At 38.9% G+C, this 13,954-nt stretch carries 15 protein-coding genes; 9 read left to right on the top strand and 6 right to left on the bottom strand.

All coding sequences use genetic code 11. The features are described 5' to 3' along the window. Positions 1 to 54 precede the first annotated feature (54 nt). The 8 genes from AC57BQ_RS22025 (at position 55) to AC57BQ_RS21990 (ending at position 8,569) form a co-directional block, all read left to right on the top strand. Positions 55 to 1,101, top strand: coding sequence for a CBASS oligonucleotide cyclase (locus AC57BQ_RS22025; protein WP_496408307.1), 1,047 nt, complete (start codon positions 55 to 57; stop codon positions 1,099 to 1,101). A gap of 1 nt (position 1,102) precedes the next feature. Further along, a complete protein-coding gene (locus AC57BQ_RS22020) occupies positions 1,103 to 1,588 on the top strand; it encodes an HORMA-1 domain-containing protein (protein ID WP_496409488.1) in 486 nt (161 codons plus the stop codon). Then, positions 1,582 to 2,487 (top strand): AAA family ATPase, encoded by a 906-nt coding sequence (locus AC57BQ_RS22015; protein ID WP_496408306.1) that lies wholly within the window; start codon positions 1,582 to 1,584, stop codon positions 2,485 to 2,487. The genes AC57BQ_RS22020 and AC57BQ_RS22015 overlap by 7 nt, the downstream gene beginning before the upstream one ends. Further along, on the top strand, positions 2,484 to 4,241 hold the full coding sequence (locus tag AC57BQ_RS22010) for an SAVED domain-containing protein (RefSeq protein WP_496408305.1): 1,758 nt from the start codon (positions 2,484 to 2,486) through the stop codon (positions 4,239 to 4,241). Before AC57BQ_RS22015 ends, AC57BQ_RS22010 begins: the two co-directional genes overlap by 4 nt. An 81-nt stretch (positions 4,242 to 4,322) precedes the next feature. Next, a complete protein-coding gene (locus tag AC57BQ_RS22005) occupies positions 4,323 to 5,945 on the top strand; it encodes a hypothetical protein (protein WP_496408304.1) in 1,623 nt (540 codons plus the stop codon). Positions 5,946 to 6,067: 122 nt separating this feature from the next. Continuing rightward, positions 6,068 to 7,072 carry an HNH endonuclease gene (locus tag AC57BQ_RS22000; RefSeq protein WP_496408303.1) on the top strand — a complete coding sequence of 335 codons (1,005 nt, stop codon included), beginning with the start codon at positions 6,068 to 6,070 and terminating at the stop codon, positions 7,070 to 7,072. Between the two features lie 65 nt (positions 7,073 to 7,137). Continuing rightward, positions 7,138 to 7,740, top strand: a complete 603-nt coding sequence (locus AC57BQ_RS21995) for a hypothetical protein (protein ID WP_496408302.1) — start codon at positions 7,138 to 7,140, stop codon at positions 7,738 to 7,740. 61 nt (positions 7,741 to 7,801) lie between these two features. After that, entirely contained in the window at positions 7,802 to 8,569 is a 768-nt protein-coding gene (locus AC57BQ_RS21990) for a hypothetical protein (RefSeq protein ID WP_496408301.1), read from the top strand. A gap of 217 nt (positions 8,570 to 8,786) precedes the next feature. On the opposite strand, the gene AC57BQ_RS21985 is transcribed toward AC57BQ_RS21990, so the two are convergent. Genes AC57BQ_RS21985 through AC57BQ_RS21960 form a run of 6 tightly spaced genes read right to left on the bottom strand, consistent with a single transcriptional unit; the run spans position 8,787 to position 12,537 of the window. Continuing rightward, positions 8,787 to 9,629: a toll/interleukin-1 receptor domain-containing protein gene (locus AC57BQ_RS21985; RefSeq protein ID WP_496408300.1), complete on the bottom strand. Its 843-nt coding sequence runs from the start codon at positions 9,627 to 9,629 to the stop codon at positions 8,787 to 8,789. Between the two features lie 36 nt (positions 9,630 to 9,665). Beyond that, positions 9,666 to 10,040 (bottom strand): hypothetical protein, encoded by a 375-nt coding sequence (locus AC57BQ_RS21980; protein WP_496408299.1) that lies wholly within the window; start codon positions 10,038 to 10,040, stop codon positions 9,666 to 9,668. Between the two features lie 27 nt (positions 10,041 to 10,067). Beyond that, the gene (locus AC57BQ_RS21975) at positions 10,068 to 10,553 is read right to left on the bottom strand and encodes a hypothetical protein (protein WP_496408298.1); all 486 of its coding nucleotides are present in this window, start codon (positions 10,551 to 10,553) and stop codon (positions 10,068 to 10,070) included. Beyond that, on the bottom strand, positions 10,550 to 11,500 hold the full coding sequence (locus AC57BQ_RS21970; protein WP_496408297.1) for a caspase family protein: 951 nt from the start codon (positions 11,498 to 11,500) through the stop codon (positions 10,550 to 10,552). Before AC57BQ_RS21970 ends, AC57BQ_RS21975 begins: the two co-directional genes overlap by 4 nt. A 2-nt stretch (positions 11,501 to 11,502) precedes the next feature. Continuing rightward, the gene (locus tag AC57BQ_RS21965; RefSeq protein ID WP_496408296.1) at positions 11,503 to 11,922 is read right to left on the bottom strand and encodes a TIR domain-containing protein; all 420 of its coding nucleotides are present in this window, start codon (positions 11,920 to 11,922) and stop codon (positions 11,503 to 11,505) included. Between the two features lie 33 nt (positions 11,923 to 11,955). Then, a complete protein-coding gene (locus tag AC57BQ_RS21960; RefSeq protein WP_496408295.1) occupies positions 11,956 to 12,537 on the bottom strand; it encodes a toll/interleukin-1 receptor domain-containing protein in 582 nt (193 codons plus the stop codon). A gap of 337 nt (positions 12,538 to 12,874) precedes the next feature. Here AC57BQ_RS21960 and AC57BQ_RS21955 point away from each other — a divergent pair, with 337 nt between their 5' ends. Continuing rightward, complete coding sequence (locus tag AC57BQ_RS21955; RefSeq protein ID WP_496408294.1) at positions 12,875 to 13,309, top strand: hypothetical protein; 435 nt, start codon at positions 12,875 to 12,877, stop codon at positions 13,307 to 13,309. Positions 13,310 to 13,954 lie beyond the last annotated feature (645 nt).

Genomic DNA, 13,954 nt, shown 5'->3' with positions numbered 1-13,954 from the left:
TTCGGTAGTGAGGGTAATTAAATGATAAGATAAAGTTTTTATAAATATAAGCATATGAGCGAATTAAACACGAAAACAGTATTGCAGTCCAGGATGGAATGTTTTACCAAATGGATTGCTCCTGATCCCGATAAAAAAAAGGAGATTTTTGCCAAGGCAGATGAAATAAGGCAATACATCAAGCAAACCGCGGAAGAAGATGGTTTAACTGTAAAATCTATGCCGATAGCGGGGTCGTCAGCCAAAGGAAATGGGTTAAGGCGGCATTATCGCGGGCATTCTGAGGTTGATGGCTGGGATATAGATATTCCAATTGTAGTGAAAATGGATGAGGAAACAGACCTCTTAAACAGTTTGCTAGATAAATTCGAGCAATATGCGATAAAGTCATACCCAAATACCACTATCGAAAAAACAAAGAGCTCCGTTAAATTACACTTTTCTAAGAAAGGGTCCTTTGATTTAGTGCCCATGCTGGCAACTGAAAAATCAGATGAACAAATCCTTGTTCGCCGTGATGGAGAACGGATCGCGACCTCGGTACAAAAACACAATGAATTTGTAAAGGGGCGTACAAAAAAGAGCCGGGCAATTGATGGGGTGGTTAAATTTAATCAATGTATCCAGCTATTAAAGTGGTGGAAGGAATTTCAGGCTGATAATTCTTATTACCTTGGGTATAACGATACCACCAAAATAGATAATGTACCGCCATCTATTTTAATTGACCTCCTTTGCGCTTTGGCATTTGATAAACTCGGTGTTCAAAAAACTTATGCAGAAACAATGGCTAAATGGTGCGGATACCTGGCTCACATCGTAAGAAATAGAGTGCCGGTATTTTTTACTGATTATTATGCCACACCTGATATTATCAAAGTGGCCGTATGGACGGTACTTGATCCGGTTAATCCAGAAAACAATATTGTAAAAAAATGGGACAGCACTAAAGTAAACGAACTTGCCGACTGGTTTGAAAATGCCAGGGACAATTGGAACCGCATCATCCACTTTGATGAGGATGGGGACGACAGCAAAGCATTAGAAATATTAACAGAATTATTTGGAAATCCTTTTAAAAACCATTGTGGAGACGAATAACATGATACAGAGTTTTACAAGAAGCGGGACGGATACTTATAGTGAGGCCCGCGCAAATTACATAATAGGGAAAGTGTATGAGAATACACTAAATTTAATGAACACCGGTTTAATCAGTAAATTAAGAGCGGATGGCATCCGTCGCGACATTTTATACTTATTAGGCAAAAAAGCGCTCAACTGGTTTGAACTTCAATTTCACAAACCCGATGGAACCAAAGGGGGGATTCATTATCAACTAAAAGCAGACGGTAGTATATACTCCGATGAGCCATCCGGCGGTTTGGATTTTTGGAATCTTCCGGCAAACACGGTAGTTAAATTATTGATTGACCTTGACAGAACCTCGCCTTATATTGCTGAAGTTGACGCGCAAATAACAGCCTGGGGATGGGGAACTGGCAATGCGCTTCAAGGCACAATGGAATATCATAGATCTTTCAGCAAAGAAGGCTTTGGCCTGCAACAATCTTTATACAAATGGTAAATACAGCACTTACGTTAGTAGAATATAAGCACCCTGACCAACAAGCAGAAAGGGAGTATGGGTTGTTAGTCGGAATTGATGAGCAAAAGGGAGAATTGCTTAAAACGTTATCATTATTACTAAATCCGGAACGGGTTTTAGCCTGGCAAAAGAAACATTATAAAAATGGCCTGGGTATATTATCTCACATCGAAAATGGTTCGCCGCTTATCATTCTATCGGGAGAGGTTGGTTGCGGCAAAACCGCATTAGCGCAAACCGTCGGAACCCCACTGGCTTTAGCGCTGGGGCATCCGGTAAAAGTATTTGAAACGCCATCAAACATTCGCGGTAGTGGTATGGTGGGGGAGCTTTCAAACCGGGTGACTGAAGCTTTTGAATCGGCAAAAGCCAAATTAAAAGAAGGAGAAACAGGCATCCTCATTATTGATGAAGCTGATGATTTGGCTACAAGCAGGTCACAAAATCAGGCGCATCATGAGGATCGCGCGGGATTGAATGTTTTAATCAAACAAATTGACGGTATTAAAAAGAGCAAAAAGAAGCTTGCCGTTATCATGATAACAAACCGGGTAAATGTTTTAGATCCGGCGGTCAGGAGAAGGACGGCGCTTCAACTTAACTTTCAGCGTCCGACGGGCAAAAAACTGGAAGCTGTTTTAGATATGCTTTTTAAAGGGGTAGTGCACACTAAACAGGATTTGAAAAAGCTGCTGGATTTTATCGGCGCAAAAGCAGTTCCTTACAGCTTCTCCGATTTAATACAAAGAGTAGGCAAACAAGCAGTTTATCATGCTATAGATCATGACAAGCCATTTACCCCGGATTTATATTACCAAATTCTGAGCATTACCGAACCAACACCGTTAATTATCGAATCTAAAATTGAAGAATTATGAACAATACACCAAAAGGCTTAATAATTATAAAGCACGAATTTTTCCAGCCAATAACTAACGAAGAGTGCATTGCTGCCTTGCCTGAAAATTGGAAAAGCCTTGACCGGCAATTTATATCAGTTGCTCCCGCTGCGTTAAGGCTGGAAAACTTATACGACACCGATCAGGTACAAATCGCGATGAACCAGCGAAAATTTTTTATAGAAAGCGTTGAGCCAAAACTAAGGGAGAATGCCGGATATAAAATATTGTATTTTGGTCTTGCCCCTATACCATTAGCGATTGACCTAGGTTACCAGTTTCATAATTTTCGGGATATTGAAGTATTCCAGTCACACCATGTACAAAAAACGTGGTACCAAACAAGCGACCACATCGCGACAGATACTTTCGAGTTAAAGGTAAACGGAGAACTTAACCCTAAACAGAAAGGTATTACTGAGGTGATGTTGAGATTGAGTGTTTCACATCGCGTTAAAAGCCAGGACACAGATGGGGTTATCGAAAATGCCGCAGAGATAGATATTGAATTGTCGCAACCTAACGAGGACAGCCTTGATAATAAAGATAAGTTAAACGAAATTGTAGAGACGTTTAAAAATGTACTCGACAACGTTTCGGATAACGAAAGTATCATACCTGTAATACACTTATTTGCCTCTGTTCCGACCGGCTTGGCTTTTTTAGCCGGTACTAAAATTAGCCCCAACATACACCCGCTAGTTCAAACCTATCAATACGATGCTACCAAAGAACCGAGATATACCAAGTCTGTCTTAATTAAAGGCGAGGCACGAAGCGAAGTGAAATGGACAGATGATGAATTAGCAGAAGGTATGCGTCTAAGGCAGCTTGCCAGTGATCAGCTAGATAACGAAATAAAAGATTTTTTGAAGAAGAATAAAAGCGATTCGCGCGGCCGGGCGTGGTATTTAGGTTTAATTCCAGAGCTTGACGATAAACTAATGGCCGACAAATTTTGGACCAATCTGCCCCCAATTAATGAGACAACGCTTAAAGATGATAGCATAGACCCTCAATCCGATGCCATTACTGATGGATTTACCTGGAAAAATAATATCTGGCACCTTAATAACGGGTTCTTCATTTCTTTAGGCAAACGGCTAGTGGATGATGTTAAACTTCAAAAAGCATATCGGTTATTTTTATTCCATGAAGGTTTGCATTATTACAGGCATAAATTAACATCATCTACCGTCAATAATATCGGAAGTTTCCCTAAGGTCTTAGAAACAGCAGACTATCAAGCGGATATTTATGGCTTGTTAAATGATTATGGATTTTCTGTTAAAGCTGGGTTGTCAATTTTCTCGATTAAACAATTTTTCTTAGACAGTATTGATGTTGCTACTGAAACCATGTGGGCATTTGATGATAACGGAGTCAATTTAGAAGAAATTCAGATCAGAAGGGTTAACCGTTATTTACTGTGGTACTGGCAATATGTAATGATTGAGAAATTTGGTTCTGATTTAAACGAAATTGTAAAGATTTTAGAGGATAAACCAGTTATCGAAATTAATGGGTTAAAAACCAAAGAATTAAACAACAGATTTTACTTTGACCTTAACAACAAAAACGCTCCTCATTTAGAAATAGCTATCTTTAAAAACAATGAGGTTTATCGTCATGGTAGCGCATCTAATTTACCGATTGAAAGTTTGATTGAAGGGTTCAAAAAAATGAATGGCGACTTAATAAAAGAAGTTTTAAGGGGATTTCGAGATGCATAAGACAGTACTAAAGTATTTTAAATAGTCAAGTTATTGATTGGGTTTTATTAGCTTTATCGTCCCCCTGAACAATCGATCGCTATGGATTTAGTTGCTGAAAATCACTTTTACGCCAAAAGAATCAGTGACGGTGCCGAGGTTTATATAGCCGAAGCATCGAGCGGAAGAGGCTACGCCTGTTTAGGATGTACCCGCGATATGCAGGCCGTAAAACATAAGTTAAGCGGTTATACCGATTTTTTCAGGCATGATGCCAAATATGTAGACCAGGGCAACAAATGCACGTTCTCTGATCACGTTTATCGTAAGGGTATTGCAATCTCTTCCTTATTATTGGAAAAACGGATCAAAGTTCCCGCTATCCGAAAATACAGTCCAACTGACCCGGATGCCGCTCCTATGGAAATAGAACCGGCCGGATTTATCAATGGCACAGAAGTTAAAGTAAATCTCATTTTTTATGAGGATGAAAATGGTGTCGTTAAGATGGCAGGGGCCATGCCCGAGGGCAACAATATTCTTTTATTTAAACCAGACTTAGTTTTTTTTAATAGCAAAAAACAACCTATACTATTAATCGAGATTGTTAAGAGTTTTAAAATAAATGACGACATCAAGGCAAACCTTAGACATCTCGGCATTAATACACTTCAAATTACCCTACCCAAAGAGTCGAGAGAAGCAATCTACGATTCACTATTTCAATCTGGAAGATCTAAATGGATTTATACAAATGAGCAACAATTTACCAAATATGTACAGCCTGCCTCGGGAGATTCTGGAGGAGCTGAACCATTTGATGAGGTCGAAAGAAAACTTCACGAGGAATCTGTCACGTGCAGAGTTAACCAAATTGCAAACCTCATACGGTCTATTAATAAATGCTATCAATCAGAACAATACCGAGAAATTGAGCAGCGACTTAGCGGAAAACTCGTTGAAACTCGAAGACTTGTTGAAACATACAGAAAACGAAGGAATCAACTTGAGGTTGAGCTTGGAGAAGAACTTGACCAACAATATCACAGCCAATTTGAAGAGCTCGCAATTAGACAAGGAGAACTTAGAAAAGAACAAATCCAGTTTTCAAACTACAAAACTGAACTGGAAACGAGGTATCGAACAAAAGCTGCAGAGCTTGAATACGAAGCAGCAACTTTTAGACTTGAAGAAATCGAAGTTGGAGAAGGAGAGCTCAGAATTACTAACGAAAAAGCAGCAGTTGACGCAGCTTTTGAAAGAGCAGGAAGAACAATTGCAGAGTGTGCAAGAGACCTTGAACTCGAATCTGAGGTGTGCCTTAGTAAACTGTCAGGAGAAACAGATCGAATTATTTTTGCAATCGACGAAAAAGCAGCAGCTGTCTATCAGCTACAACAAAGAGTTGACGATTTACCAAAGGAATTTGAAGGATTTCGAAGAGCAGCAGAACAAAAAATTACAAACGAAATCAACTCAATTCAACAACAAGAAGATGGATTACCGGACTCTTTTAGACAACAAGGAATTCAGCTTGAACATCGATTTGAAAATTTACGAGCAGGGGCTGTTGCTACCATTGAAAGAGAAGATCGCAGCGGGTCTTCCGCAATCTCAATTGGCATTAAAACACTATTTGATAGAAGGGCCAAGCTGGCGGATCTCGAACAGGTTGGAAGACTCCTTGAAAGTATTAAAAAAGGAGCTTATAAGGACTGGATATGATGAGCCAACGTATAGGCGACTATTCACACATTACAATAATTTATAGCGCTTTTGGACAACTGTTAGATGACAATCGCTTTTTAATAATGAGGGATAAAATGGACCATTAAATTGAAGATATAATGTTTTATAATTATAACGATCATACAACAGACATGGATCGGGGTACAATTGCATATATGAACTATTTTTTAAGTAAGTACGATTGTATCACCAGTTACCATCTGACCTCAGAGGATAAAAAGAAGGTCCTCGGTGCAAGAAAGTCTTTCTGTCGTTTCTGCAACAAAAAGAAACCTGAAGTTACGTTTAAAAAAGAGGCACACGTTATTCCGCATACTACCGGAAATCGGTGGCTTTTCAGTGATTATGAATGCGACGAATGTAACGCGTTTTTTGGTCGGTTTTTAGAAAACGATTTCGGCAATTTTATGCATTTGAATCATACTGTGTTTGATGTCAAAGGGAAGAACGGTCGCAGGAAATTCGTTCAAAAGAACGAAGGCCTTAGCATCATCAACGACGGTTCACTTGTCGACTGGAAAGGAGTGCCAGATGAGGATATAAATTACGATCAGAATGCCGGTATCTTGACCGTAAAGCAAAGAATGCCGGGATATGTACCGGTGGCGGTTTATAAAACATTAGTAAAGATCGCGCTCACTATCATGCCGGAGAAAGAGCTAGTTTACTTCGTCGATACACTGGAATGGATCAATGAGCGGTCACATACCGAAACCCGATTTCCCTTTGAAAAACTTTGGCTGATTTACGGTACTTTTCGCAATAATATTCGCTGGGATCAACTTTCAGTGGTACTGAGCAAAAGAAAAGATTCAGGTGAACTCAACCTTCCATACATGTTATTCAATCTCAGTTATGCCAATTTTGATTTCCAGTTGCCGATTCCATTGAGTAGCAAAGATATTACTATCGCGTTTGAGCCTAACGCAATCACTTATTTGCCGCACCTTTATGATCTGAAATTTGGTATGGGCAAAATGCACCTCGTTGGACAAAGCCTGCATGGCAGGGAAATTTATCGCGGCCAAGAAATGACTTTTACGATCAAAGACCTGGACGGGACGGGAACAATCAAATATATTCAGGAGGATGAGTCATTTTAATGAAGGACGCTGATCGGCTTGTTTTTTAAATTTGAGGTAGTAACAGAAACATAAAACCCATAAATATGGATGAAATTTATCGGTTTAGACGGATTGAGAATCTGCTTGGCAAGCACCGAGAACTAGAAAGACAGGAAATATATTTCGCGGCCCCTAACCAATTGAATGACCCGATGGAGGGGTACCGAGATATTTACTGGAAAGGGGATGTGATTGTCTGGGAGAACTTTTTAGTCAATTACCTACGTTGTGTCAGTCAAATCTTCTTTTTGTACCTGATAGTGGGTGAAAGTAAGAAATTGGAGAATAGTGACATCCCTTTATTTCCTTATGAGTTGCCAAAAGAAACGCCCCAGAGCCAGGAGTTGTTTGCGAGGATGAAAAAGACTTTTTTCAATTATGCTTATATTAAAAAACTACCGTCCGCACTAGCAAAGCAAAAATCTCATCTCCGACGCAGGGAATTACTACCTTACCTCGGCTTTGTTCAGCATTACGCCATCAATTCAGCATCAAACACTTATTTCAGGGCTGGTTTATGTCAGGAACGGCTATTCTACCACAGAGTAGAAGAAGTTGACATGGCCATTTCCAAAATATTTTCAATACCCAGTGTTATCAATCGGATAGAAAAAAAAGCATGCAGATATCGAGGGTTTAGCAGATAAATTATATTCTGTTGCAGATCAAATCCGAAAACAGTATGCACAAGTGATAAAATACACTGAAATGACCGATGAGCAGTTGAACTCAAACAAAAACTTCCTGCTGCTGGAATTACCGGAACGTTTCATGGATAAGCTGGAGACTTTAATGTATCCCAACTGGTATTCGGCGTCTTTTCTGGGTAATTGCACCAATTCAGCGATTTGGGGGCATTATGCTGAAAATCACCAGGGTATCTGTCTGGTCTTTTCCCCAGGGCTTTTTGAAGATAAACCATGCTTACACCTAAATACGGAGTATGGTTATAACAACGCAGGTGTGATGGTCGGAATGCGCCCGCATATCTTCCACCAAATGGAATACCATAATAAGCATGTAGAGATTGATTTTTTCAGATCGCTAGGTAGGGGCCCCACATATCAGTTGAATCGTATGTGGTACAAGAACAGAAAGGGGCAGCTTAGTATCTGCGCTGAGCACCTCAACGATAAAAATGAAGAGTGGCATCGCCATTACTGGGACAATTTTTATAAAGCAGCAACGGTCAAACTGGATGAATGGGCATATGAGGAGGAGTATCGATTGATCATTAACGATATGTTGCATGACTATTCGGTTCCGGCCAACCGCAAACTGGCTTATGATTTCAAGGAGTTGAAAGGAATCATTTTCGGGATGAAAACACCAGTCAGTGATAAACAGGCGATCATCAAGATCATTAAAGAAAAGTGCGAAAAAGCTAACAGAAGAATTTTTGATTTTTACGAGGCGTATTATGACCAAACAACGGGGAAGATCGCACGGTTCCCGCTTGATATTCTGAAGAATTGAATTTTAAAAATTAGGAACTTATTATATAAATTAGGAAGGTCATCAATATGAAGTTTTTTAGATTTAGATATGCTAATATAAAATCTTGTATTGCGCCTATTTTCGAGTTAGCCATCTTTCGCCTGTGGGTTAAATATTAATAGACAATGCGGTGCAACTAAAAATATTTGGCTAAATAGGTCCTATCTTTATCCGACTACCGTTAGTGCGGAAAGCATTATGTGCAGCTATTTATAATGTTATCAATAACCACAATAGCTTTGTCTCTTTTGCGTTCCCATGAAGACGTGTCCCCAGGCGTAAGTTTAAACTGTGTTTCAACTTTCTGCTTTAGTAAATTCCATTTCCTTGTATCATTAATTTTGAACCCTTGAGTGAGTGGGATAACACCCCTAATATTCCCAAAGTCAAAAGGGGGAATCAAGATTGGAATATGTTGGGTCGACATCACCCAGCTAGCGCCCATTTCACACAAACATATCGGACTGGAGTAAAAATTATTACTTAAAACAAATAGAACTAGAACAGAATCATTTATTTCGTTCTTAATAGTTTCAAGAAAATTTTCTCCTAAATTGATTCCGTATCCTTCAATTGAGCTGCAAAAAATCTGGTTACTGCCCAATCCAATATTTTCAAGTAGATCAATAATTTCTTCAACGATACGCGAGTCCGAAGATGCGTGACTAATAAATATTTTGCTCGGAGTATGATGATGATTTCTATCTATATAAGAGATTTCTTTATCATTTGCAGTTCCTTTTATCTCCAGAATATAATTGCTCAGTGATTTTACAAGTGAATCAAGGTCGCGGGTGAACATTTGAGCATGCTCGCGTGTAAAATCGCTACCTAAAGTCTGGTATCCCGGCTTATGAAAAAACCTAAGCTTTTTGAATTCTCTCAGCTCTATAGAATCAATGCCAAAAATTTGAATGAGGTTTTTTTCGACCTTTGTCTTCCATATTTTAAAATCTGGGTTGTTACTGCTTTTATCCTTGATTTTTGTTGAATCAGCTATTAAGGCTTTTAAGAGCTTGATTTTTTGATTGTCATCCATATCTTATAAATAATTGCTTTAACGCTGCTTTTCCCTTTAAGTAACAGCAGGAACGTTTACGGCATTGACAACGCTATACTTAATAAGAGAGGCAACATCCCCTCCGTTATTATTCCAAACAGGATGGACGGATCCCCAATAAAAATTATGGATATAACCGGAGCCATTGCTTATTTTTTCTTTAGAATACTGACCTGCGGATGTAAATAATCGGACCCAGTCATTCTTATCAATCAGTTTATCCGGAAATACGAAGATATGCCTGAATTCGTTTGACAATTGCCCGCTGGAGTTGAACGTACGGTCGACTATGGCATAGCCTCTTAGATTTAATGACTCGGTTGCCGTAAGCCAAACATACTCTTGACTCACCAATCGGCCGTTGATGACACTGTGAATTTTTAAACTCATATTATTAGGTGATTAATTGTTTGTTAACTAATTATAAATCGTCTTTATCATGGACAGGGGATTCAGGTGTATGATCGTCTTTTTTAGAGATAGCGCATATTCGACAACGTCGCCCGTACCTCCTAATCCTTTTGCTTTATCTCCATCCCATATCGCAAAAAGCACATCTGATTTATCAACTACATATTTACCGGCAGTGAGGAATGCTATTTCAGAAGGCTCCGTAAAGTCAAGTCTTTCGATTAGCTTGCATTTGGACAATAGTGAGAAATAACTGGTTTTATGACGGCCTTTAAATGTCTCCTCATAATGCATGCTCGGGATTACAGCGATCAAATCAATTTTCATTTGGAGTATAGTTTTTGCAAAAAGCTGATCTGCGCCTATGGCTAACGAGCTATTAGCAAACCTTACGTCTTTCATTTCTTTTATATCTCTTTCCAACTCGTTTTTGAGCCATTCAAGAATTATTCTACCTCTTAAGGTCTGATGGCCTGTGATACCTATATTCATATCTTCCCGTCTTTAGTGAGTTTCCAATAATATTTGCCTAAAGGGGTAAGCGAGCAGGACTTATTATTAATAGCAGCAAAATACATGTGTTCCTCATCTACTGGCAATAAAAGTCCGGTGCGATGAAGTCTTTGAAGCTCTAAGAATGTCGACTCGTTTTCATGCCCTTTAGGCTCTGCCTCCGGTTCGTATGAGGAGTCCAAAGGGAAGTTATAATCCGGTGTCGGAAATAATCCAGGAAGTCTCCTCAATGTCTCCAGAGCAATTTTGGGTTTACTCTTTCTGAGCGGAACCATGCTTGATATATTGGCTTTGAAAATTGGTCTTTGATCCCACGGACCTAAAAGTTTATCCGCAAATTCATAAATACCGGCAACAGAGACAAGGCCAAGCGTATCAGCGGCCCCCTCTTCTAAAGCCTCAACTACCATATCAGTAAAAATCCCTCCGGTTGGGCTCTCAAACGAAATCTGCGTTTTGTGGCTTGATGTAAGTATCGACACTCCTTCATTTAATACTGAGAGATTTTTGAGAAAAGCGACATTTCCGGCATCTCCGCTGAAACAACAATCCAGGATGATAACGACGTGCTTAGCTTTGGAATCATTTGCCTTTTCCATAAGAAATTCTAATTCTACTCCCATGTCTCCCGCATTTGCATCTTGGGTAACCAAGGAGGATTTTGTTTTTTTGCTCTGCTCACTTCCGTGCCCGGAAAAATAAAACAGAGTTACTTCGTTATCTGTACTAAATAACTCTATTATAGCGTCTTTCAATACAGATTTAGTCACAGTGGTATCAGATGAAATTAGTTTCCGACAGGAAAAGTTAGGCGAAGCGTCAAAATTTTTTGCTAAGATATTGGCTATCCGATTAGCATCAGGAATACAGGCTTTTAACGGACTAGTGGGATAATCATTAATCCCTATAATTAATGCTTTTCTCATATTCATTTCATTAATTTATTTTTACCTTCTCTCATACATTGATCAATAGCACTAGCTACCCCATCCCAGCTCCATTTAATTGTTCTGTTTCTAGCCAACCCCGTTGGTAGTGTTGTAGTGGAATCCGCACCACCCACATAAACCCCAAAGAAGGGAATGTTGTTAGCAGATGCAAAGCCAATTTCTTTAATGACTCCCAATGCTATACTTGTTTTTTTGCCGACAAGGATAATAGCAAGATGACACCTGTTAATTTTGTCATTGATTAAGGCTTCCCACTCTTTTTGAGGAAGCGTCTCTTTGCTAGACCAGTCTTGTATATCGAAAGGAGTATTTGAATTATATGCTTGCCCTACAAAAAGGTCTCTGTCGGTCTTATTGTTGTCGAAATCGAAGCTGATAAATGCTCTTGGATGTCCCATATTTATGTTCTTTAATAAGATTTGAATATTGAATTAAAAAAAGGATATAGATTGATACTTTGGATTAAAACCTCGAGCCCATTCATTAAGCTCAACATATGTATTGGCACTATCAATGGCCCACAACTTATCTTTGAATCGTAATAAATCATTAGGTTTCTGGACGTAAGGATAAAGCTTCAGGTATTCTGTCCTGGAAAAAGATGTAATTCGCGAACTGCCAGGAGCGACTGGCATTAACGCACACAGTTGGGTGTTTCCATCCACGTAACCCAATTCCCAGGGCATCCATTTAGACAGCGCCGCATTAGCTGAAATAGCGAGCAATAAGGTTTTGGATGCGCGGAGTCTTTTGCGAACAAGTTCCGCTGACTCTTTGGTGACGTTGTTTCTGTCAAGCTGAGGATCAACTATCCAGTCAACATAAACGGTAAATCCCATTTTGGTTAGTTCCAGGTACAGACCCTCCACTTCTTCCTTGTCCAGATAGCTATGACATAAAAATATATCAAAGCTTACGTGGGTGAGGTTGCGTTGTTCATTCAGTTTTATGCGCTCATTTGCTGTTTTATTGCGCGATAAATTTTTTAAATAATCACTTGTGTATAAAGCCATTTTAATTTGTTTTGAATGGCTCAAAGGTATTTTGAAAGTATTTTGGTAAAAACCTGATGTTAATAGGAGAAACCCTGAATATGTGAAAAAGTCGTTTTAAAGCTTGTATGTCTATAATTTACATGGATATTCTGACCTGATAAATCATTCCAGGTAAAAACATAAGATATACCTGATAAGGATTTTTCCTTATTCGTAACAGGAGAACCAATGTATTGCCTGGCCATTTATAGCTAAATCTGAATCTGTCGACCTCTTATAGCCCCCATTCTATTGATTTTGCACCCGTTCAGAGTGTAAACTTGCGGCTCATTTTAAACATTTAAAAATCAAAATTATGTTACAAGAAAATGCCGCGAGGCCCCTTCCTTATTTCTATGTAGGGACAACAATCACGAATGACCGTGTTGCAAGATTTTCAAACAATAAACATGCTTTATTGAGTGAACAATTAGGTAAACCGGATACCAAATCAGTATGGTATACCAAAGAACACATTGCGCAATTGTTAAGCGAAATGGAACATGCGGATGCCGGCGGCTTAAGGATTTACTTAGGCGAGTACGGCGAAGAAGAGAATTACAGCGGACAGTTATGTTTGCTTATGGTAATGACAAAAGACGAAGATAATTCAGGAGTACAATTGGATATAACTATCGAAGATGCTTCCGATTTTCAAGCGAGATCTATTGATAACAAGAAATCGAGAGATTTTAACGTTGGGTCTCCTTGCCCACCAATCTGCCCTGTCGGACCGGCATCTAAAAAATAATAGTATCTTAAGGTATGCTAAACTTTGTCATTTATATTTATCTAGTCCCTTTATCGCTAAGCGCTATATTTAGCATAAAGTCATTCAAAAATAAATGGGCAAAGCCCTACCGGCTATTTTCTATATTTTTAATTGTCACACTATTTACAGAACTTTTTGCAGTTAGTTGGGAATTATTCTTACACCAAACAGCGTACTGGGGTTACTCAAAATCAAACTTATGGATTTACAACCTTTATTTGATTCCCCAGTACCTGTTTTACTTCACATTTTATTCCTCTGTATTAGACAACCAATTTCTAAAACGAATCAGGACTGCGACGATAGTGATTTTCACCATTGGCGGCCTTTGCAATGTTGTTTTTATTCAATCGATACACCAACTTAATACATACACGATTATAGCGGGAAGCATTTTGGTTTTGATTGGCTCATTATCATATTTTAAACAGGAACTTGATAAAAAAGTACCTGCATTGGTTTCAAAGCATCCTCTTTTTTGGATAGCACTGGGAAGTTTTACTTTCCATACTGTAAGCTTGCCGTACTTCATTATGATTAATTATTTGAGCAAAGCCTATCTTCCTATGGCGATCTCATTATTTTATATATTATTGACCCTAAATACACTTATGTATTTACTTT

Source organism: Mucilaginibacter sp. BGA-UO-ETr-C110, assembly GCF_059567985.1.
The sequence above is the reverse complement of the archived record's forward strand: the minus strand, read 5'-3'. Positions and strand labels throughout refer to the sequence as shown.